Raw genomic sequence first — 20,255 nt, forward strand, 5'->3', positions numbered from 1 at the left:
CTCGGAACGGACGACGCGGCGCGGAACACGGAGATACACATGACGACGGTTCACGACACCGACGCTCGCATCGATCGGACGAACGACGAGGTGCTGCTGTTCGACATGGACGGCGTGATCCTCGAAGGCTGGGGGACGGAAGCCGTGGTTCACAGCCGCGCGCTCGAGGACGTCCTCGACGAGCGCGACATGCGGGTGACCGGCGACCTCCGACGCCCGCTCGAGACCCACGAGTACGACGACGACTTCCGGGCCGCCTGCGAGGAGCTCGGCGTCGATCCGGCGGCGTTCTATCGAGCGCGCGAGGAGCGCAGCGCGAAGCGGTCGGTCGAGCGGCTGGCGGCCGGAACCCGGCGCCTCTGTCCGGACGTCGATGCGCTCGACGAGCTGACCGAGCACGCGTCGGTCGGCCTCGTGAGCAACAACTACGACCCGACCGTCGCCTTCGTCGTCGACCACTTCCGGCTCGACGCGTTCTCTTTCGTCCGCGGTCGCGACCTCGGGGCGGCCGGGTTCCGCCGACGCAAGCCGAACCCGCACTACCTGAACGAGGCGCTGGAGGCGCTCGACGCGTCCGGCGGCCTCTACGTGGGCGACCGCGCCACCGACATCATCGCCGCCGAACGCGCCGGCCTCGACGGCGTGTTCGTCCGCAGAGAGCACAACGCCTCGCTGGAGCTCGACGTGGAGCCGACCGTCGAGATCGGTAGTCTCCACGAGCTCGTCCCGCTCGTTCGCGGGCGCTGATCGCCCTCGAAGCGGGCGCGTGTCCCGCGAGGGTCACCGTTTATCGTCCGAACCGAGATCCCTTCGACAGCGTGGACACCGTGCCCCGCCGGCGACCACCCGGGTCCCGCACGCCGAGCAGCGCCGGCCGTCGATGCCCGCAGTCGCGGACGCGAGCACGTCGACCGGCGCCGGTCGGGGCTCTTCGACCACCCCCTGCGCCGCGAGTCGATCGATCAGCGCGTCGTCGCGGAGCCACGCGAGGAAGCGCCAGAGCCCGAGGTACAGGACCGTCGGGCCGCCGATCGCGACCGCGGCGACCGCGAGCCGGAACGCGAGCTCAGCCGTGCTACCGATACCCATACCATTCCATCGGATCGAAGGAGATTGTAGCTGTCGTCGGTACCGCCGGCGTGAGCGGCTAGGCCGACGGACCGAGGTGCAGGAGAACGCTCGCGGCGGGCTCGCTCAGGACAGGTCGGCGAAGACGACGGCGTCGCAGTCGGCGCAGGCCCTGACGGGACGCTCGGGGTTGCCGCTGACGCCGCCGGGACCCCCACAGCAGTTCCGCAGGGTCGTGTCGGTGACGTCGCCGCCGCAGACCGGACAGGTGCGGACGAAGGTGCGAAGGGGCTCGGCCGCCTGCACCCGCACCTCGTGTGAGAGACCTCGGTCTGCCAGCGTCTCGACGGCAGCGGTCTCGGCGATCGCGACCGCCTGACTCAGCCACGCGTCTCGGTTCCCGGCCAACAGCACGCGACCGTCGTGGTACGAGCCCTCGACCGAGTCGTGAGAGACCGCCGCCGTACGAGCGGCGAGCTCCGCTCCCGAGAGGTCCCGGAGTTCGGCCATCCGCTCTTCCCAGGCCGTCTGGAACGCGTCGTCGAGGTACAGTTGGTCGCCGTCGGGAACAATGACATCGGCCTCGACGAGCGCCGCCATCATGGCTTCTGGATCGCGGTCGTCCGCGAGAGATCCCGACTCGACGCCCGCAGGCGATTCGTGGCCGACCTCCACGGGAAGCGGCTCGACGAGCGCGGGGGCGAACTGCGGCGTCCCCGGGACGACGTATCCGCGGAGCGAGATGAGTGCGGCGCCGGCCACGAGCGCGAGCACTCCGAGCGGACGGTTTCGGCGGGAGAGCGCTATCGCGGCGACGCCGACGATGGCGGCGTTGAGAACGGTACACGGAAGACATCGGTTTTCGCCGGTGTACTCCGGCCGTCGGAGACGGTCGGCGGTCCGGCGAAGCGACTCGAATCCGGTCATCGGTCGAGTTGTGGGTCGCGGCGGGATAAATCTCCGGGACGAGCGAGCGATCAGGCGCGGAGCGCGCTGTCGCCGAGCGGCTCGCCGTAAACGAGGTGGTACGCGGTCGGGAATGCGGCGAGACCGCCCACCTGCACGACGGCGCCGAGCAGCGTGAGCCACCAGTTGTCGACGGCGGTAACGACGGCTGCGACCCCCATCGACGACGCGAGAAACAGGAGACTGAAGTACCCGACTCGAAGCGGAAGCGAAGTCAACTCGCTCCGTTGCGGCCACGCGCCGACGTCGATGGTTCGGTTTCGGAACTCGGCGAGCGCGACGCTCCCGGTGCCGATAGCGAGTAACCCCGCCAGCGACACCGCGTCGGGATACACGTCCTGAAAGACCACCACGAGGGCGAACCCCGGCGACGAGAGAAAAGAGAGTTCCATGCCGCCGAAGAAGATACCCTCCAGCCAGTCGAAGAACCGCGTGTACCATCCACTCATCGTTAGTCGGCGTGGGTTTCAACCGCAGAATGATAAGTCGTTCGACGACTCCGACACCGCTTCGCAGCGGAACTCGACCAGAGCCCAGCGCGCTCTGGGGACGGTGCCGGCCATCGGTACTCCTCCCTCGGTGTCGTCGGGTCTCATCCGGTGTGTCCGCCAGCCGGAAGTTGCTGACGCGACAACGTACGCGCAGGTGTTTCGAGACGCACTCACCCGACAGGCGCAGGACGAACGCTTCTCGCAGTCGCGTTCACCGCGCTGGTGTGTCGAGTACGGTCTCAGTAGTGGCGGGTAGACCGCTCCAAATGTCGTTCGAGATCGCTCCGTTCCGACCTGGTTACATCACGTGGGTAGCATGTCTGCTAGTTGAAAATAGGGTTGTGAAACACGGGCATGACGGCATCGTTAAACGAATCGTTACCGTCAGATTTATTTCTGTCCTAGATGACCGAATTATTCCAAACGACCTCTATAATCCAGTTAGAGGGCCTTAACGGCCGCTTCTCGGCCGTACACCCTGTTGTGTTATATTTATTCCCGTCCGAGTTGTTCCCATTAGTTATATTAATGATGAGAATTAACCACACCTGTAATGGTTCATCCAGATCCAGACAAAGGTGAGAGTGGAGTTTCGAGACGGAAGTTCCTCGGTGCTACGGGCACGGGTGCCGCAATGGGCGTCGCCGGTTGTCTCGGCGGCGGCGACGGCGGCGGTGACGGCGATCAGCCCATCCAGATGTCGATGGACGGCGAGTGGGCCGATGCACAGGATCCGATCATCGAGGCGCTGTACGACGCCGGGCTCAGCGAGGATATAGAGGTCGAGTTCCTTCCGGGCGACTTCGAGACGGGCGCGCGACAGACGGACTTCACGTCGGCGCTGGACGCCGGGCGATCGAGTCCCGACATCTTCATGATGGACTCCGGCTGGACGATTCCGTTCATCGTCCGCGAACAGCTGGTCAACCTCAGCGAGGAGCTGTCCTCGGACACGCTGGACTTCGTCCAGAGCGACTACCTCTCCGCGGCGGTCAGCACCGCGAGTCACCCCGAGTCAGGCGATCTGTACGGGCTGCCGGTGTTCCCTGACTACCCGGTGATGCACTACCGAAAGGACCTCGTCGAGGATGCCGGCTACGACACCTCCAACTGGAGCACGGAGCCGATGACGTGGAGCGAATTCGCCGATGTGGCCGCCGACGTCCTCGAGCAGAACCCCGACATCGAGTACGGGTTCACCACGCAGGGAGGCGACTACGAGGGCACCGCCTGTTGTACGTTCAACGAGATGATGACCTCGATGGGCGGCGCCTACTTCGGCGACCACGAGAACCTGTTCGGGCCGGTCGGCGATCGGCCGATCACGGTCGACGAGGAGCCCCTCCACGAGACCATCAGGATGATGCGCTCGTTCATGTACGGGCCGGACGAGGAGAACACCAACCCGGACATCCCGCAGATCAGCAACAGCGACCTCGTGGAGTTCACCGAGGAGCCCTCGCGGGAGCCGTTCACGGGCGGCAACGCCGTGTTTATGCGTAACTGGCCGTACGCGATCAACATCAACCTCGACGAAGGGTTCTCGGCCGGTGAGGACTACGACGTGATGCCGATGCCGTACGGCGTCGAGGAGGGCGAGGGGAACTACGAGGGAACCGGCGGAACGAGCCACGCGCTCGGCGGGTGGCACCTCACCGTCAACCCGAACAGCCAGCGCCTCGACGACGCGATCGCGGTGCTGGAGGCGTTCGCCAACGAGGACGTGATGCTGACCGTCTTCGAAGAGCTGGGCAACCTGCCGCCGGTTGCCTCCGTCACGCAGGAGGCCACGGAAGACCAGGTCGGCGACCTGGCGAACTTCCTCGACACGTTCGCCGTCGCCGCCGACAACACGGTGCCGCGGCCGGTGACGACGGCGTGGCCCGACGAGTCGCCGCTCATCTCGGGCGAGGTCAGCGACGCGTACCGCGGCGAGAAGTCGCCGGAGGACGCCATGGCTGACCTCGAAGAAGAGCTCGCCAGCATAGAGAACGAAGGGCAGTAACGACCGGAGACAACCGTGACAACGAAACAAGACACCGACACGCGGCTGCTCATGCGACCGCTGAACTGGCTCGAAACCCAGAGCGAGGCGACGTTCGCTTACATCCTGCTGGCCCCGGCGTTTCTGCTCTTGGCCGTCATCGCGTTTTTCCCGCTGATACGGACGTTCTCGTTCTCGTTGCTGGCCGACCAGACGGCGGCGGCGACCCCGTTCGGCGAATTCGTCGGGTTCGACAACTACGTCGCCCTGCTGACGGGCGAGGCGCTGCTGCCACAGCAGTTCCTCGATCCGTCGTTCGCGACGCCGATACTCCAGCAGGCGCTCTTCGTGACGCTCGCGTTCGCGATCCTCAGCGTGCTCTTCGAGACGCTGATCGGCTTCGGACAGGCGATCGTTCTCGACCAGGACTTCTACGGACGACGCTGGGTTCGCGTCGCGATCATCATCCCGTACGCCATCCCCATCGTCATTCAGGCGATGATCTTCTACCTCATGTTCAACCCGACCGTCGGCTTCGCGGCGGATTTCATGCAGGGCATCGGCGTCTTCGGGAGCAACCCGCTGACGAACGCCACCGACTCCTTTATCATCGTGCTGGTGGCCGACATCTGGAAGACGTCGGCGTTTATGGCGCTGCTCATCCTGGCCGGGCTCCAGAGCATCGACCGCGGGCTCTACGACGTCGCGCGCGTCTCCGGGGCCTCGCCGTGGCAGCAGTTCAAGTACATCACGCTCCCGCTCATCGCACCGGCGCTACTCGTCGCGATGCTGTTCCGGACGATGGACGCGATGCGTATCTACGGTCTCATCGACGCGACGGCCGGCTGTCAGACCGTCCCCTCGATGAGCTGTCTGGTTATCACTGCGCTGCAGAACACGCGACGCTGGGCGACCGCGTCCGCGGTCGCATTCTTGACGGCCGTCGTCATCGCCGTCTTAGTCCTGCTGTATCTGGTTAGTCTGCGCGATACGGAGGCCGGTGTGACATGAGCGAGAAAGACCAAGCTGACCTAGCGGCGATGGAACGCACAGACGAGCCCGACCTCGACCGCGGGATAGTGGAGGCGTGGGCTGCAAAGATGATATCGAACCCCGACCGGGCGTACAGAGCGACGTTCTACGTCGCGACGATATTCTTCCTGGTCACCACGCTGTTCCCGTTCTACTGGCTGCTGATGGTGGCGCTGACGCCGCGGAACAGGCTCAGCAGCGTCGGCGTCCTCACGCCCGGCGGGTTCAACCCGGGGGCGTTCGTCGAGATCTTCACCCGGCTGCCGTTCCACCGGTACATCTTCAACAGCTTCCTGATCGCGGTCGTCGCGACCGTCATCGTGTTGCTCGTCGCGAGTCTCGCCGGGTACGTCTTCGGACGACTACGGTTCCGCGCGAAGAACGTGCTGTTGCTCAGCGTGCTCGTCACGTCGTTCTTCCCGCCCGCGGCCTTCTTCGTGCCGCTGAACCGACTGTTCAACCGGAACATCGACATCCTGCGGCCGCTGATGCAGGACGGATCGCTGTACAACACGCCGTACGCGATCTTCATCCCGCTGTCGGCGCTGTACCTGCCACTGTCGATTTTTATTCTGATGACGTTCTACTCACAGATCCCCGACGGGCTCGAGGACGCCGCTCGGGTCGAGGGGACGACGCGTCTCGGCGCGCTCTTCCGAATCATCGTGCCGCTGTCGGCGCCGGGCGTGGCGACCGCCGGCGTGTTGACGTTCATCACCGTCTACAACGAGTACTTCTTCTCCTCGTTGATGACGGACGGACGGCCACAGAGCTGGGCCCCGATGTTGGAGGGAATCTTACGCTTCCAAGGCGAGTTCGAGGTGCTGTTTAACCTCATGGCAGCGGCCAGTATCGTGGCGGTGTTGCCGGTCGCGATACTCGTCATCGTCGCACAAGAGAAGATCGTCAGCGGACTGACCGCGGGGGCGGTCAAAGAGTAAACCATGGCATCCGTAACACTGCAAGAGATCACGAAACAGTACGAGGACGTAACAGCTGTCGACGACATGAACCTCGAGATCCGCGACGGTGAGTTCATCACCTTCGTCGGACCCTCGGGGTGCGGGAAGTCGACGACGATGGAAACGATCGCTGGCCTCACCCTGCCGACCGAGGGGACGATCAGCATCGGCGAGCGGGACGTCACGGACCTGCCGCCGAAGGACCGGGGCATCTCCATGGTGTTCCAGAACATCGCACTGTTCCCGCACATGGACGTCTACGAGAACATCTCCTTCGGGCTCCGGCTCCGGAAGTACGACCAGGAGGAGATCGACCGCCGCGTCGAGGAGGCGGCCGACGTCGTCCAGCTAGAGGGGATGATGGACCGGATGCCGAAAGAGATGTCCGGCGGGCAGCGGCAGCGCGTCGCCATCGCCCGCGCCATCGTCCGCGAGCCGGAGGTGTTCCTGATGGACGAGCCGTTAGCGAACCTCGACGCGGAGCTGCGCGTCCACATGCGCACACAGCTCCAGCGGCTCCACCGCGAGCTCGACACGACGATCATCTACGTCACGCACGACCAAGCGCAGGCGATGACCATGTCTGACCGAATCGCCGTCATCAACGGCGGCGTGCTCCAGCAGGTGGCGCCGCCGCTGGAGTGTTACAACGAGCCGGCGAACCTGTTCGTCGCCGGCTTCATCGGATCGCCCGCGATGAACTTCATCGAGGGAGAGGTCATCGACGACGGCTTCCAGTCCCAGTACACGCAGATCGACTTCGACCCCGAGACCCACGGGGTCACACCGGGACAGGATATCACGGTCGGCATCCGCCCCGAGGACGTGTTCCTAGAGGAGGACGCCAGGAAGGCGGCCTCGCCGACGAAGGCGTTCGACGCCGTCGTCGACGTCATCGAGCCGATGGGGAAGGAGGTCAACGCCTATCTGCTGTTCAACCGCGACGTCGAGGCGAGCGCCGAGGGGCGCGGTGAGGGTCAGCTCCTCATCAATCTCGCACCCGACACGGACATCGCGGAGGGCGACGATATCCGAGTCGTGATGGACCGCGAGAACATCCACCTCTTCGACCGGGCGAGCGGCGACGCGATCACTCACTCGCTGGAGTAGGCGGCGCGTCGCTTGCTCGCACGAGTGATCGGTTCGGGCGCACGTTCGGGGCGACCGAGGCGGATTCCCGTTCGGGCACCGCGACCGACCGCTCTGCAGATCCCTTCTTCGGCCTGCATATCGCGACGAGCGTTACTGCGGGGTACTCGTCGCCGACGGACCTCGGATCTGCGAGTCAGTCGATGCCGAGGACGGTGATCCGGTGGGCTTCGATGGCCTCGACCATCGCTCCCCAGCCGCCGACCTCGACCGGACCGTCCTCGGTCTCGACGACGAGCCCGACTCGCCCGCCGTAGCTCGCGATGGTTTCCGAGCCGACCGGGTCGTCGGCGTCGGTGACGACGACCTCGGAGAGAACGCCCTCGATCACGCAGTCGGAACCCGTCTCGGTGTCCGTACCCTCGATACGAACCCGGACAGCCGCGCTGTCGAGGAGCGGCGCGACGTCGCGGACGCAGTAGCGGATGTCGATGTAGTCGATAGGGGGCTCCTCGTCGAGGGCGGTGTAGATCGGTTTCCACGTGTCCCACTGGGTCGTCAAAAAGTACCAGTGGAACACGTACGTGTGGGTCCGATCGTCGACGAGCACGCCGTACTCGTTGGTCGAGCCGGTGTGGGGCGCGAAACACGTTTTCGTTCGGTCGACGATCACGACGAACGGCGACGGGAGCCGGCGGTGGCGGGCCTCCGAACAGACGTCGGCGAGCTCGTCGGGGCTGGGAAGCGATGCGGTGCTCCCGTCCGGCGTGTGAATGGAGAGGTTGACGCGGACGCCGCGCTCCGTCGCCGCCTGCAGGGCCGGTCGGAGGCGCTCGAAGTGTTCGACGCCGAGCGAGACGTTCACCTGCATCTCCGCCTCGCGGATGAACTCGTCGGCGTTTTTGATCACCGTCTCGAAGCGGGTGACGATGCTGACGGTCGACTGTTCGACCGACGGCTCGTTCCAGCGCCGCTCGATCTCCTCGGTCGCCTCGGTGAACCGGCTCGCTCGCGTCAGGAGGTCGTCGGTGATCTCATCGAGGCTGTTGGCGCGGGCGTACAGCGACTCCTGTTTGTACGTCTCGATGTAGCCGGCGCTCTCCAAATCGCGCAACACGTCGTAGATCCGCGGGTCGGGGACTCCGCTCGCGTCGGCGACGCGGGTGACCGGCGCGGCACCGAGTTCGAGCACGGTCACGTACGCGTCGGCCTGATACGGCGAGAGGCCGGCGTCTTTGAGCGTCTCCGTGAGGTCATCGCGGTCCACGATTACCCCTTCGTCCCGTTCGAGTGCCGCGCCACGGCGCTCGTCTCCGCGTGTTTGGACCGATCTATTACCATGTTTTGGACTACCACGGCTGTGATAAAACGTTTTATTTCCGTGCTGGCCCCGCCGGGCCGCGAGGCGCCGTGCGGGCCGTGGACAGCCGCGCGGCCCGGAGAGACGCGTTCTGTCGTCACGACTGAAAAGGCTTTATTCGGTCCGTCGTGCAGTGCGCGTATGCACGAAACGTCCGGGAACGACACTATCGGGGCCGACGGCGTCGGGGGCGACGACGAGGGTAACACCGCCAAGGCCGACGGCGGTCGAGGGCGGTCGCGGTGGACCAGAGAGCAGGCGGCGTCGATCGAGCGCCGACACGGGAACGTCGCGCCGCCGGCCGGTCCGCCGACGGTCGATCCGTTCCCCGACATCCACATCTGGGACACGTGGCTGCTCCGCGACCGACACGGCGAGATCGCCGACGTCAACGGCTGGCGACTCGCCTTCTCGCTGACGGCGCCCGCCGATCTCCTCCCGGGGAAGCGACACGACGTCGCCGAGATACGGTGTTTCTACTCCGCAGACGGGACGCGGTGGCACGACGCCGGGCCGGTCTTCGACGACGGCGCGCTCGGCCAGCGACAGTGGGCGGGCTCCGCGCTGTACGACGACGGCGACCTGTACCTCTATTACACCGCCGCCGGCGACGAGACCGCCGCGGAGATGACGTACACCCAGCGGATCGCGGTCGCTCACGGCGGGACGGTGACCGCGTCCGACGAAGGGGTCGAGCTCTCCGGGCCGTGGACTCACGAGACGCTGTTGACGCCGGACGGCGAGTGGTACGAGACCGAAGACCAGTCTCGGGGCATGATCTACACCTTCCGTGACCCCTGGTTCTTCGAGGACCCCGCGACCGGCGAGACGTACCTCTTGTTCGAGGGGAACGCCCCCGCGCCGGCGCGGCCGGGCGACGACGCCGAGACCGATCGGCGGCGCGAGTTCAACGGGTGTATCGGCGTGGCCGTCTCGGAGTCCGGCGACCCGCTCTCGTGGGAGCTCCGTCCCCCGCTGCTCGACGCGGTCGAGGTGAACCAGGAGCTCGAACGCCCGCACGTCGTCGTCGCGGACGGCCGGTACTACCTGTTCGTCTGCAGCCACGTCCACACGTTCGCGCCGGGGGTCACCGGCCCCGACGCGTTGTACGGGTTCGTCGCCGACGCGTTCGACGGCGAGTTCCGAGCGCTGAACGGCTCCGGGCTGGTCGCCACGAACCCGCCGTCGGCCCCGTTCCAGGCGTACTCGTGGATGGCGTTCGCGCACGACGAGGAGGTGCTCGTGCAGAGCTTCCTCAACTACTACGACTTCGCCGGGGACTCGCTCGATGCGATCGCGGACCTTCCCGAGACCGACCAGCGCGAGCGGTTCGGCGGGACGCTCGCGCCGACGCTCCGACTCGCGGTCGAGGGGGACCGAACGCGACTGCTCGGAACGCTCGACGCGTGGCACATCCCGACGCCGGACGAGCCGCTGCCGCCGGCGGACGGCTCGTCGCTGCCGACCGACGCGGAACTCGGCGGGGAGATCCGCGAGCGCGGCGCCATCGGCGGGTATATTCTCGGCCCGAGCGGGGCGGACGGGGGCGCTGAGACGGACGGCGACGACGACGGCACGCGCGGCGATGGCGGCGATGTCGACTCCACCGTCGACGGTTTATAAGATCTATCGGCAGCGGTTTATCAGGAGTCGTCCGTCGGCATCGCCTCGCCGAGCGTCCACGCCGACAGCGACGTGAGCGCGGCGCGACCGCCCTCGGCGACCGCGGAGACGCCGACCGCGTCGTCGCGAGTCGGGTACACCCGACTCGTCAGGCAGTGCCGCTCGTTCGCGTAGATCTCGATCACGGAGCGGTCGAGGAAGATCCGGAGGGAGAGCGGCTCGTCGTACGGCGGCACCGACATCGACTGGGTGTCGGCGAAGGCGTGCGGATCGCCGCTCGACGGCGCCCGATCGACCGAGAGAGTGCCGTCTTTCTCGTAGCGGATCGGCGTGTGCTCCGCCCGGTCCGGCGTCTCGAACACCGACAGCTCCACAGCTTCGGCGTCGTCGAGCGCGATCTCGATCTCGAGTTCGATCGCCGCTCCCTCGACGTCGAGTCGACGGCGGTCGCCGGGTGCGAGGGCGACGTCGGTCGCCGCGGCGATCCGTTCGGTCCGAAGCTCCGTCACCTCCGCAGCGGGTCGCTGTCGGAGTCCGCCGTCGGGACCGGCCTCGATCACGCGCGGGAGCGACATGGCGCCGGACCAACCGGCGTTCCACTGCCCCTCGACGTCGCGCGCCTCGGGGAGCCACCCCCACGTGAGGGTCCGATCGCCGTCGTCGAGCGACTGGGGGGCGTAGAAGTCGCCGTGGTCGAGGAGGCCGCGCGACTCGACCGTGAACTCGTCGTCGACGAAGGAGCCGAGGAAGTAGACGACGTTCTCGTAGTCGGAGACGTGCAACAGCCGCCGGTCGCCCAGATCGAGTAGCTCGGGGCACTCCCAGACGGCGCCGGCGTCCGGGCCGCCGGCGAGGAGCAGCCCCTCGTAGGTCCACTCGGTGAGCGTCTCGGAGGTGTACAACAGCGCCGCGCCCCCGCCGTCTTCGAGCCCGGTGCCGACCAGGTGGTACCAGCGCCCGTTCTCGCGCCAGACGTTGTGGTCGCGGAACTCGGCGCGCCAGTGGTCGGTCTCCAAGACGTCTAGATCCGCCGGCGGCGACGCGATCACGGGGTTCCCGTCGTACTTGTCCCACGTCCGGAGCCCGGGGTCGTCCGTGGTCGCGAGACAGGGGAGTTGGTCGCGGCCGTCACCGCCCGTGTACAGCAGGCTCGCCGTCCCGTCGTCGTCGACGGCACAGCCCGACCAACAGCCGTCGCGGTCGGGACCGTCCGGGGAGGGGGTGAGCGCGACCGGCTCGTCGCGCCACGTGACGAGGTCGTCGCTCACCGCGTGCCCCCAGTGGATCGTGTTGTGGAAGGGGCCGGCGGGGTTGTACTGGTAGAAGACGTGGTACCGGCCGTTCCAGCGGATCAGCCCGTTCGGGTCGTTCAGCCAGTTCGCGGGCGGCGTGAGGTGGTACTTGGGCCGGCCGCCGACGCCGGACTCCCCGCTTTCGGCGGTCCGGTCGCGGAGGCGGCGCAGGTCGTCTCCGGTCGTCGGGCGACCGGGCGTGCCGTCTCGAACCGTGAGACTCCGGAGACAGCCGGCGACGAGTCGGTCACGCGTCTCGGCGAGCGCGGCGGCGTCGGGGCCCTCCGGCGCCGGCCGATCGGCGAAGAGAACGGGCGCACCGAGGCCGAGCACCGCTCCATCGCCGGCGGTCCACGAGACGGCGGTCATCTGGCCGGGCACCTCGGTGTCACCGCGGACGGTCGAGGCGAGCACCTCGCCGTTCGCGGGGAGCACCCGCTCGTAGCGGACCGCGGGCGCGACGCCGTGCGCGCGGAGGGGGTGGCGGAGCCCGTCGAGCGACTCGAGGGCGGGGTGGTCGGCGTACAGCGACCGCCACAGCACGCCCGTCGGCTCAACGAGCGCTTCCTCGTCGACCCGGTCGGGCGCGATCGATTCGATCGAGAGGCTGTCGACCGACGCCAGCGCGTGCAGCGTCAAGAACAGCCCGCCGCCGTCCGCGAGGAACGCCTCGATCGCGGGCGCCGCCTCGCCGAGCGGGTCGGTGTCGGGACACGGCGCCGCTCGGTGCCACCAGAGGACGTCGAACCGGTGGAGCGTGTCGGCGCTGTCGCCCACGCCCGGTCCGGGGTAGGACCCGCCGAGGGAGGTCGCGTCCGACGCCGCGTCCGGTGCGACATCGGACGCGGGGTCGACGGCGGCCGTAGCGGTCGGTGCGGCGTCGGTCTCAGCGAGGAGGTCGAACGGGACCGGCTCGACGGCGACTCCGTCGTGCGCGGCGAGCCAGTCGACGACCGCGCGCTGCTCGTCGGATAGATCGCCGTCGGTGAGCACGCCGACGCGGGACGACAACTCCGTCATACGAACACTCACTCGGTACCGAGTCAAAACCGTGTCGTCCGCGCCCGCCGCTCGAACCACAGCGCGCGGCCGACGCGGACGGCGACGGGACCGTCTCACCTCGCCGACGTAACCGTCTTCAATCACGCCGCGGTCGGGGGCGCCGGCAGGGTTTTTACCGTTCGAGCGGAACGTGTTCGCATGAGCACGGAAACGGTCGAAACGGGTGGCGACCCGGCGATCGAGGTAACCGTCGATGCCGCCGAGGAGGCGCTTTCGCTGTTGGAGGGCGAGGGGCTCGACACGGAGGAGGCCGGACTGCGGCTGTTCGTACAGCAGGGAGGGTGTGCGGGACTCTCCTACGGGATGCGGTTCGACACCGAGCCCGAGTCGGACGACTTGGTCGTCGAACACCACGGGCTCCGGGTCTTCGTCGATCCGGCGAGCCGGAACTACATCGGCGGGAGCAAACTCGACTACGAGCACGGCCTGCAGGCCGCCGGCTTCGAGGTCGAGAACCCGAACGTCGTCTCCGAATGCGGCTGCGGCGAGTCGTTCCGCACGTAAGTCGTTCCGCACGTAAGTCGTCCCGAACGTCGTCACCCCCGGCGCGATCCGCGGTGCGGTCGAGCGATCGGCGAGTCACGTTTTTAAACCGCTCCAACGGATACGGACCCGTATGAGTCTCGACGCAGCGACGACGGCCGACGGCGAGCGGGGGTACACCGATCGAACGCACGTCGAGCGAGGGACCGACGGCCCGTTCTACGTCGTGTTCGCCGACGCCGAGGGATCGGCGCGCTGGGGGTTCCGCTGTGGCAACTGCGAGTCGTTCGACACCGCGATGGACACCATGGGACGCATCCAGTGTACCGAGTGCGGGAACTTCCGGAAGCCCGACGAGTGGGACGCGGCTCACGAGTGAGCGGATCGCGGAAGCCGGCTCGCGCCGGGCCGGAATCGTGAGAAAGTTTAACACAAAAGACGATCAACGGTCGGATAGATGGCCCCTGCGAGCATCCCACCGACGACGGAGGCCAGAAACGTCTTTCGCGAGCTCGGGTACACCGTCTCAGAGGGCGGTCGAGAGTTCGTCGCGGAGCGCAAGTGGCGGCGCGTGCTCGTCACCGTGCTGTGTCTCGAGAGCGACGACATCGACCCGTATCTCGCCGACGGCGGCGACGCCCCGCGGCTCCGGTGTTTCGTCACGTGGCGCGAGCGCGCCGAGGACCTCCGCGATCAGCTCGTCTCGCGGAAACCCCCGTACGACTGGGCGGTGATCGGTATCGAGGCCGACGGCAGCGACTTCGCGGTGATGGAGGGCGCGCCGGGGAGCCCCTGAGCGCGACGGCGTCGCTCCCCTCCAACGGTCCGCCACCGCATCGCGATTCCCAACGGTTTTTGCGTCGCTCCGAAGTGGGTGCGTGCATGGTCGAGGAGACATCCGTCGAGGAGACAGTCCTTCCGGGCGACGCGGGTCGGGAGTGGTGGCAGGAGGCCGTTGTATACGAGATATATCCGCAGAGCTTCAACGACAGCGACGGCGACGGGATCGGCGACCTGCAGGGGATCGCAGAGAAGGTCGACTACCTCGACGACCTCGGCGTCGACGCCGTGTGGCTGACGCCGATATACGACTCCCCGCACGCCGATAACGGCTACGACGTGCGCGACTACCGGTCGATCCTCGAGGAGTTCGGGACGATGGCCGACTTCGAAGCGCTGCTGGCCGAACTCCACGACCGGGACATCCGAGTCGTCCTCGATATCGTCCTCAACCACACCTCCGACGAACACGAGTGGTTCCAGCGATCGCGCCGTGAGAAAGACGGCTACGAGTCGTTTTACCACTGGGTCGACGGCGAGCCCGACGAGCCGCCGAACAACTGGACGACCGGGTTCGGCGGTTCGGCGTGGACCTACGACGAGGTGCGAGGCGCGTGGTACCTCCACCTCTTCGACGAGAAGCAACCGGACCTCAACTGGCGGACCCCCGCGGTCCGCGAGATGATGCACGAGGAGGTCCGCTTCTGGCTCGAGAAGGGCGTCGACGGGTTTCGGCTCGACGTGTTCAACGTCATGTCGAAGCCCGAGGGGTACCCCGACGGCGACCCGGAGGAGGAGTGGGTCGGGATCGAGCACTTCGCCAACGGTCCGCGGATCCACGAGTACCTCCGCGGCCTGTCCGAGGACGTCCTGTCGGAGTACGACGCCATGACGGTCGGCGAGGGGATGGATCTCTCGCCGCGGGACGCGAAGCGGTACTGCGGCCCGTCCGGCGACGGACTCAGCATGACGTATCACTACGGCCACACCTCGTTGGACGTCGGCGAGGACGGCTGGTGGGACGTCGTCGACTGGGAGGTCTCGGAGGTGCGATCCGTCCTCAGCGACTGGGCTCGGGCGCTGGAGCTGACCGACGCGTGGAACACGGTGTACCTCGGGACCCACGACACCCCGCGTATCGTCTCCCGGTTCGGCAACGACGACCGCTATCGCTACGAGTCCGCGACGCTTCTGGCGACGGTCCTGCTGACGATGCCGGCGACGCCGTTCCTGTTTCAAGGCGACGAGATCGGGATGGCGAACTACCCGTGGTCCGCCCGCGAGGAGATGCGCGACGCCGACGCGACCAACCGCGTGGACACCGCTATCGAGTCCGGAGCGATCGAGTCGTTCGCGGAGGCCGAGGGCGTGGTCCGCTACCGCTCGCGCGACAACGCCCGCACGCCGGTGCAGTGGACCGACGGGGAACACGCCGGCTTCACCGATGGCGAGCCGTGGATACCGGTCAATCCGGACCACGACCGCGTCAACGTCGCAGCTGACCGCGACCGCGACGACTCGATATTCCGCTTTTACAGCGACCTGATCGACGTCCGAGATGACACGGAGGCGCTCCGATACGGCGTCTACGACCTCCTGACCGACGACCACCCGCGCGTGTGGGCGTACACCCGCCGGACCGGCGACGAAGTGGTCTTGATCGCGGTGAACTGGGCCGGTCGGACGTCGAGAGTCGACCTCGGATCCGCGGGGACGGTCGAATCGGTGCTGGCGTGCAACTACGACGACCCCGGAACCGATCTCAGTTCGATCGCCCTGCGACCGTACGAGGCGCGAGTGTACCGACTCTCGTAGTCGTCCTGTACCGAACGTATAATAGCTCACGGGGAGATGACACGTTCGCCGGGCGCGCGATGCCGTGCGCCGGGTGGTGACTACACATGGTTTTCAAAAAGATCACGCTGATCGGAACGAGCGAGGAGAGCTTCGACGCCGCCGCGGACGACGCGATCGACCGCGCCGAGAACACCCTCGAAAACGTGTACTGGGCGGAGGTGGAGGAGTTCGGCGTCGAGTTGCAGGGAGCGGCCGACCGAGAGTACCAGGCCGAAGTCGAGGTCGCGTTCGAACTGCAAGACTGAAGCGGCCGAAGCGGCCGGAGAGATCCGGGCCGTCGGAGCGGCCGTGCGAGCGTTCTTTTTGAATGTGGCACGATGTCGGCGTCGACTGACAGTGGACGGTCGGTGGACGGTCGTGGGGCGGTCGTGGGACGGTCAGTGGACGGTCGTGGGACGATCAGCGGACAACCGGTCGCGTATAAATGATCGCCGGCGAGGCGGGCGGTTTCGACGGCTCGGCCGTGCCGTCGCTTTCCCCGCGGCGTTATCGCGGGGTCGTGAACCTGCGGGCCTGTGGACCGTGCGCCCGCTCGGTCCCCCACATCGCTCGGTCCTCCGCGTCGCTCGGTCCCCCACATCGCTCGGTCCCGCGCGTGACCGCACCTCACGCCTCCCCAGCCTCGTCGGTCGCCCGTCGCTTCGCTCGGGGCGCCAGCGACTCCCTCGCGCTCGGATTCGCGCCGCGTTGCGGCGCTCACCGGAGCGCAGGGCGAGAGCAAAGCTCTCGCTTGCAGCCGGCGCTCCGCGCCGGCGACGCCACCGCGGTCCGTTTATAAGCGAACGCCGCCGCGTCGCCCACATATATATTCGCCCGCCACCACGGACCGCCAATGACCGCTTCACGCGCGCCGGCGGAGCCCGAGGTCCGGGAGTTCGAGGCGACGGTCGAGCGCGTCGACGGGCGCGAGGTCGTCCTCGACGAGACGTACTTCTACGCGGAGTCCGGGGGCCAGCCCGCGGACCGCGGCACGATCGACGGGGCGCTCGTCGACACCGTCACCGAGCGCGACGGGGAGGTAGTCCACGTCCTTGAGGAGGACTCCGGACCGTCGCTCGCGCCCGGCGAGACCGTCACGGCGATCGTCGACGACGCGTTCCGAACGTACTGCACCCGGGCGCACACCGCCTCGCACGTGCTCTACGGCGCCGCTCGCCGGACCTGTGAGGACCTCGGATACGCCGGCTTCGACATCGCACCGGAGAAGGTACGCGTCGACCTGACGACCGCCGAGCCGCTCGACGACGGCGACCTCGTCGAGTTGGAGCGGCTCGCCAACCGGGCCGTCTGGGACTCGCTGCCGGTCTCGTGGGAGACGCTCACCGAGTCCGAGGCGCGGGGGGTCGACGGCATCGCGTTCAACACGAAGACGGAGGAGGGCGCGATGAGCGGAGGGGAAGCAGTTCGAGTCGTGACGATCGGCGACGACGGGCCGGACGCCACCCCGTGGGACGTCGCCGCCTGCGGCGGCACCCACGTCGACAACACCGCCGAGATCGGGCCGATATCGGTGCTCGCTCGATCGAATCCGGGCGAGGGCGTCACCCGCGTCGAGTTCGCGGTCGGCCCGACCGCGATCGACCACGACGCGGCGGTCCACGCGGCGGCGCTCTCGGCCGCGACGAGCCTCGACACGCGGATCGCCGAACTGCCAGACGAGATCGGTCGGCTCCGCGAGGAGAACGATCGACTCGAAGCCGAACTCCGCGCGGCCACCGCGGACCTGCTCGCGGCCCGCCTGCGCGAGTTCCCGACGACCGAGGTCGACGGCGCGACGTGGGCGATCGACACGGTCGCAGACGCGGCCCCGAACGACCTTCGGGAGCCGGCGGAGACGGTGCTCGCGGGCGGTGACGGCGAGAGCGCCCCCGATGCGATCGCGGCGGTCGGCGCCGGCGACGCGCCGTTCGTGGTCGTCGCGGTCGGCGATCCGTCGGCCGGTATCGACGCCGGCGCGGTCGTCGACGCGATCACCGACGAGTTCGGTGGCGGCGGCGGCGGCGGTCCGACGTTCGCGCAGGGCGGGGGTCTCGACGCCGATCCCGACGCGATCGTTTCGTGGCTCCGCGAGCGATGACCGGCAAACTCGGCCCGGAGGCGCTCGCGGAGGTGCTCGCGGCGACGGGCGCGGACGACCCGGCGGTCACCGTCGGCCCGACGTACGGCGAGGACGCGGCCGCGATCGACCTCTCGGGCGCGGACGAGACGCTCGTCGTCGCCGCGGACCCGCTGTCGCTGGCGGCGGACGCGGTCGGCGAGCTGGCCGTTCACGTCGCCTGCAACGACGTGGCCGCCAGCGGCGCGGACCCGCGGTGGCTCACGCACACCCTCTTTCTGCCCGACGCCGATCCGGCGCGCCGGCGGACGGTCACCCGGCAGGTGGACGAGACCGCCGCGGAGCTGGGCGTCGCGATCGTCGGGGGCCACACGGAGGTGCTGGGGTCGCTGGAGCGCCCGCTCTGCTCGATGACCGCGCTCGGCACCACCGATCGGTTCGTGTCGAGCGGCGGGGCCGCCCCCGGCGACCGCCTGCTCCTGACGAAAGGCGCCGGCATCGAGGCGACCGCGATCCTCGCGACCGACTTCCGCGAGGAGTGCGCGGCGGCCGGCGTTCCGACGGACACGCTCGACGCCGCCGCCGAATTCCTCGACGACGTGAGCGTCGTCTCCGACGCGGCCGCGGTCCGAGATCACGCGAACGCGCTCCACGATCCGACCGAGGGCGGGCTGTTGACCGCGCTGGTCGAGACCGCGACCGCGAGCGGAACCGAACTGGCGGTCGAACGCGATCGCGTTCCGGTGCGACCCGAGACGCGGGCCTGCTGTGAGGCGCTGGGCGTCGACCCGCTGGCGACGTTCGGCTCCGGCGCGCTGCTCGCGTCGGTCCCGCCCGAGCGCGTCGACGAGGCGACCGACGCGCTGGAGGCGGCCGGGATCGACGCCGGCGTGATCGGCGACGTACGGGCGGGCTCCGGCGGGGACGGACGCGTCCTCGTCGACGGCGAGCGGCTCGCCGAGGCGCCGCGCGACGAGCTGTACCCGCTGTGGGAGGGCGAGTGATCCCCACCCCCGATCGCTCACCTTTTTCCGTGTGAGATCGAACGAGGCGCTATGACTGGCGCACGCGTCGGCTCGTCGCTGACCGACGAACAGGAGGCGGTCCGGGATCTCGTTCGGGAGTTCGCGGCCGAGGAGGTCCGGCCCGGCGCCGCCGAGGCCGACGAGACGGAGACGTTCCCGGAGGACGTCTGGGACGCCCTCGCCGATCTGGGGCTCACCGGCCTGACGGTCCCCGAGGCGTACGGCGGCTTCGACGCCGACGAGACGACGTACGCGATCGTCAACGAGGAGCTGGCGCACGGCCACCTCGCGGTCGCGACGGCGCTTTCGGTCCACTGTCTCGCCACCTCCTGTATCGGCGAGTTCGGGAGCGAGGCCCAGCGGGAGCGGTGGCTCCCGGAGATGGCGACCGACGGGAGACCCGTCGGGATGTTCTGTCTCTCCGAGCCGCACGCGGGGTCGAACCCGGCGGAGATGTCGACGACCGCCGAGTACGACTCGGAGGCGGACGAGTACGTCTTAAACGGCGAGAAGCAGTGGATCACGAACGGAAAGCGCGGCGGGGTCGCGATCGTCTTCGCGAAGGCCGTCGACCCCGACGGCGAGGAGGACGACGACGGCGACGGGAGGTCGATCACGCAGTTCCTCGTGCCGGCCGACACCGAGGGGTTCGAGGTCGGCAAGAAGGAGGAGAAGCTCGGGCTGCGCGCCTCGGACACGACCGGCATCTCGCTTACCGACTGCCGGATCCCGGCCGAGAACCGGCTCACCGAGGAAGGAGCGGGGCTCTCGGCGGCCTTCCGAACGCTCACCGGCGGCCGGATCGGGATCGCGGCGCAGGCGGTGGGGCTCGCGCAGGCCGCGCTCGACGAGGCGACGGCGTACGCCGCGGAGCGCGAGCAGTTCGGCGCGCCGATCGCCGAGATCCAGACCGTCCGACACAAGGTCGCGGAGATGGCGACGGACATCGCCGCCGCCCGCCTGCTCGTCCGCGAGGCGTGCCGGCAGGCCGAGGCCGGCGAGGACAACCGCGTCGCCGCCTCGCAGGCGAAGCTGCGCGCCAGCGAGACCGCGATGTCGGTGACGAACGAGGCCGTCCAGATCCACGGCGGCTACGGCTACACGACGGACTTCGACGTCGAGCGG

19 protein-coding genes are annotated in these 20,255 nt (G+C 68.1%); 14 read left to right on the plus strand and 5 right to left on the minus strand.

Going from position 1 to position 20,255, the window contains the following annotated elements; genetic code table 11:
* The first annotated feature begins 39 nt into the window (after positions 1-39).
* Positions 40-747, plus strand: a complete 708-nt coding sequence (locus C461_RS11555) for an HAD family hydrolase (protein ID WP_008001423.1) — start codon at positions 40-42, stop codon at positions 745-747.
* A gap of 33 nt (positions 748-780) precedes the next feature.
* Here the strand turns inward: C461_RS11555 and C461_RS11560 are convergent, their stop codons facing one another.
* From C461_RS11560 to C461_RS11570, 3 genes are all read right to left on the minus strand, one after another.
* Positions 781-1,089, minus strand: coding sequence for a hypothetical protein (locus C461_RS11560; RefSeq protein ID WP_008001424.1), 309 nt, complete (start codon positions 1,087-1,089; stop codon positions 781-783).
* Between the two features lie 105 nt (positions 1,090-1,194).
* Positions 1,195-1,995, minus strand: coding sequence for a hypothetical protein (locus tag C461_RS11565; protein WP_008001427.1), 801 nt, complete (start codon positions 1,993-1,995; stop codon positions 1,195-1,197).
* Between the two features lie 50 nt (positions 1,996-2,045).
* Complete coding sequence (locus C461_RS11570; protein WP_008001429.1) at positions 2,046-2,483, minus strand: hypothetical protein; 438 nt, start codon at positions 2,481-2,483, stop codon at positions 2,046-2,048.
* Between the two features lie 676 nt (positions 2,484-3,159).
* On the opposite strand from C461_RS11570, the gene C461_RS11575 reads away from it, so the two are divergent.
* The 4 genes from C461_RS11575 to C461_RS11590 are packed head-to-tail and all read left to right on the plus strand — an operon-like array spanning position 3,160 to position 7,613.
* Complete coding sequence (locus C461_RS11575; protein WP_008001431.1) at positions 3,160-4,530, plus strand: extracellular solute-binding protein; 1,371 nt, start codon at positions 3,160-3,162, stop codon at positions 4,528-4,530.
* Positions 4,531-4,581: 51 nt separating this feature from the next.
* Positions 4,582-5,520: a carbohydrate ABC transporter permease gene (locus C461_RS11580; protein ID WP_193365813.1), complete on the plus strand. Its 939-nt coding sequence runs from the start codon at positions 4,582-4,584 to the stop codon at positions 5,518-5,520.
* Complete coding sequence (locus tag C461_RS11585; protein ID WP_008001435.1) at positions 5,517-6,482, plus strand: carbohydrate ABC transporter permease; 966 nt, start codon at positions 5,517-5,519, stop codon at positions 6,480-6,482. Before C461_RS11580 ends, C461_RS11585 begins: the two co-directional genes overlap by 4 nt.
* A gap of 3 nt (positions 6,483-6,485) precedes the next feature.
* On the plus strand, positions 6,486-7,613 hold the full coding sequence (locus C461_RS11590) for an ABC transporter ATP-binding protein (protein WP_049906566.1): 1,128 nt from the start codon (positions 6,486-6,488) through the stop codon (positions 7,611-7,613).
* Between the two features lie 175 nt (positions 7,614-7,788).
* Here the strand turns inward: C461_RS11590 and C461_RS11595 are convergent, their stop codons facing one another.
* Entirely contained in the window at positions 7,789-8,859 is a 1,071-nt protein-coding gene (locus C461_RS11595) for a TrmB family transcriptional regulator (protein WP_008001438.1), read from the minus strand.
* A gap of 234 nt (positions 8,860-9,093) precedes the next feature.
* On the opposite strand from C461_RS11595, the gene C461_RS11600 reads away from it, so the two are divergent.
* Positions 9,094-10,575, plus strand: a complete 1,482-nt coding sequence (locus tag C461_RS11600; protein ID WP_008001439.1) for a glycoside hydrolase family 68 protein — start codon at positions 9,094-9,096, stop codon at positions 10,573-10,575.
* 20 nt (positions 10,576-10,595) lie between these two features.
* On the opposite strand, the gene C461_RS11605 is transcribed toward C461_RS11600, so the two are convergent.
* Positions 10,596-12,887 (minus strand): glycoside hydrolase family 32 protein, encoded by a 2,292-nt coding sequence (locus C461_RS11605; RefSeq protein ID WP_008001440.1) that lies wholly within the window; start codon positions 12,885-12,887, stop codon positions 10,596-10,598.
* A gap of 180 nt (positions 12,888-13,067) precedes the next feature.
* On the opposite strand from C461_RS11605, the gene C461_RS11610 reads away from it, so the two are divergent.
* The 8 genes from C461_RS11610 to C461_RS11645 form a co-directional block, all read left to right on the plus strand.
* Positions 13,068-13,433: a HesB/IscA family protein gene (locus C461_RS11610; protein WP_008001441.1), complete on the plus strand. Its 366-nt coding sequence runs from the start codon at positions 13,068-13,070 to the stop codon at positions 13,431-13,433.
* A gap of 112 nt (positions 13,434-13,545) precedes the next feature.
* A complete protein-coding gene (locus C461_RS11615; protein WP_008001442.1) occupies positions 13,546-13,791 on the plus strand; it encodes a DUF5816 domain-containing protein in 246 nt (81 codons plus the stop codon).
* A 78-nt stretch (positions 13,792-13,869) separates the two neighbouring features.
* On the plus strand, positions 13,870-14,208 hold the full coding sequence (locus tag C461_RS11620) for a DUF7116 family protein (RefSeq protein ID WP_008001443.1): 339 nt from the start codon (positions 13,870-13,872) through the stop codon (positions 14,206-14,208).
* A gap of 86 nt (positions 14,209-14,294) precedes the next feature.
* Positions 14,295-16,007, plus strand: a complete 1,713-nt coding sequence (locus C461_RS11625) for a glycoside hydrolase family 13 protein (RefSeq protein WP_008001444.1) — start codon at positions 14,295-14,297, stop codon at positions 16,005-16,007.
* Positions 16,008-16,093: 86 nt separating this feature from the next.
* Positions 16,094-16,294 (plus strand): dodecin, encoded by a 201-nt coding sequence (locus C461_RS11630; RefSeq protein WP_008001445.1) that lies wholly within the window; start codon positions 16,094-16,096, stop codon positions 16,292-16,294.
* A 587-nt stretch (positions 16,295-16,881) separates the two neighbouring features.
* Positions 16,882-18,126 (plus strand): alanyl-tRNA editing protein, encoded by a 1,245-nt coding sequence (locus C461_RS11635; protein WP_008001447.1) that lies wholly within the window; start codon positions 16,882-16,884, stop codon positions 18,124-18,126.
* Positions 18,123-19,109 (plus strand): AIR synthase family protein, encoded by a 987-nt coding sequence (locus C461_RS11640; protein WP_008001450.1) that lies wholly within the window; start codon positions 18,123-18,125, stop codon positions 19,107-19,109. Before C461_RS11635 ends, C461_RS11640 begins: the two co-directional genes overlap by 4 nt.
* Positions 19,110-19,160: 51 nt before the next feature.
* Positions 19,161-20,255: acyl-CoA dehydrogenase family protein (locus C461_RS11645; protein ID WP_008001451.1), on the plus strand; the 1,095-nt coding region annotated here is incomplete at its 3' end.

This window comes from Halorubrum aidingense JCM 13560 (assembly GCF_000336995.1).
GTDB classification, from domain to species: Archaea; Halobacteriota; Halobacteria; order Halobacteriales; family Haloferacaceae; genus Halorubrum; species Halorubrum aidingense.

Coding starts and splice junctions, on each gene's coding strand:
- C461_RS11625 (WP_008001444.1), top strand. CDS start 14,295: ATGGTCGAGGAGACATCCGTCGAGGAGACAGTCCTTCCGGGCGACGCG.
- C461_RS11570 (WP_008001429.1), bottom strand. CDS start 2,483: ATGAGTGGATGGTACACGCGGTTCTTCGACTGGCTGGAGGGTATCTTC.
- C461_RS11590 (WP_049906566.1), top strand. CDS start 6,486: ATGGCATCCGTAACACTGCAAGAGATCACGAAACAGTACGAGGACGTA.
- C461_RS11565 (WP_008001427.1), bottom strand. CDS start 1,995: ATGACCGGATTCGAGTCGCTTCGCCGGACCGCCGACCGTCTCCGACGG.
- C461_RS11575 (WP_008001431.1), top strand. CDS start 3,160: ATGGGCGTCGCCGGTTGTCTCGGCGGCGGCGACGGCGGCGGTGACGGC.
- C461_RS11580 (WP_193365813.1), top strand. CDS start 4,582: ATGCGACCGCTGAACTGGCTCGAAACCCAGAGCGAGGCGACGTTCGCT.
- C461_RS11635 (WP_008001447.1), top strand. CDS start 16,882: ATGACCGCTTCACGCGCGCCGGCGGAGCCCGAGGTCCGGGAGTTCGAG.
- C461_RS11555 (WP_008001423.1), top strand. CDS start 40: ATGACGACGGTTCACGACACCGACGCTCGCATCGATCGGACGAACGAC.
- C461_RS11610 (WP_008001441.1), top strand. CDS start 13,068: ATGAGCACGGAAACGGTCGAAACGGGTGGCGACCCGGCGATCGAGGTA.
- C461_RS11620 (WP_008001443.1), top strand. CDS start 13,870: ATGGCCCCTGCGAGCATCCCACCGACGACGGAGGCCAGAAACGTCTTT.
- C461_RS11640 (WP_008001450.1), top strand. CDS start 18,123: ATGACCGGCAAACTCGGCCCGGAGGCGCTCGCGGAGGTGCTCGCGGCG.
- C461_RS11605 (WP_008001440.1), bottom strand. CDS start 12,887: ATGACGGAGTTGTCGTCCCGCGTCGGCGTGCTCACCGACGGCGATCTA.
- C461_RS11630 (WP_008001445.1), top strand. CDS start 16,094: ATGGTTTTCAAAAAGATCACGCTGATCGGAACGAGCGAGGAGAGCTTC.
- C461_RS11560 (WP_008001424.1), bottom strand. CDS start 1,089: ATGGGTATCGGTAGCACGGCTGAGCTCGCGTTCCGGCTCGCGGTCGCC.
- C461_RS11600 (WP_008001439.1), top strand. CDS start 9,094: ATGCACGAAACGTCCGGGAACGACACTATCGGGGCCGACGGCGTCGGG.
- C461_RS11615 (WP_008001442.1), top strand. CDS start 13,546: ATGAGTCTCGACGCAGCGACGACGGCCGACGGCGAGCGGGGGTACACC.
- C461_RS11585 (WP_008001435.1), top strand. CDS start 5,517: ATGAGCGAGAAAGACCAAGCTGACCTAGCGGCGATGGAACGCACAGAC.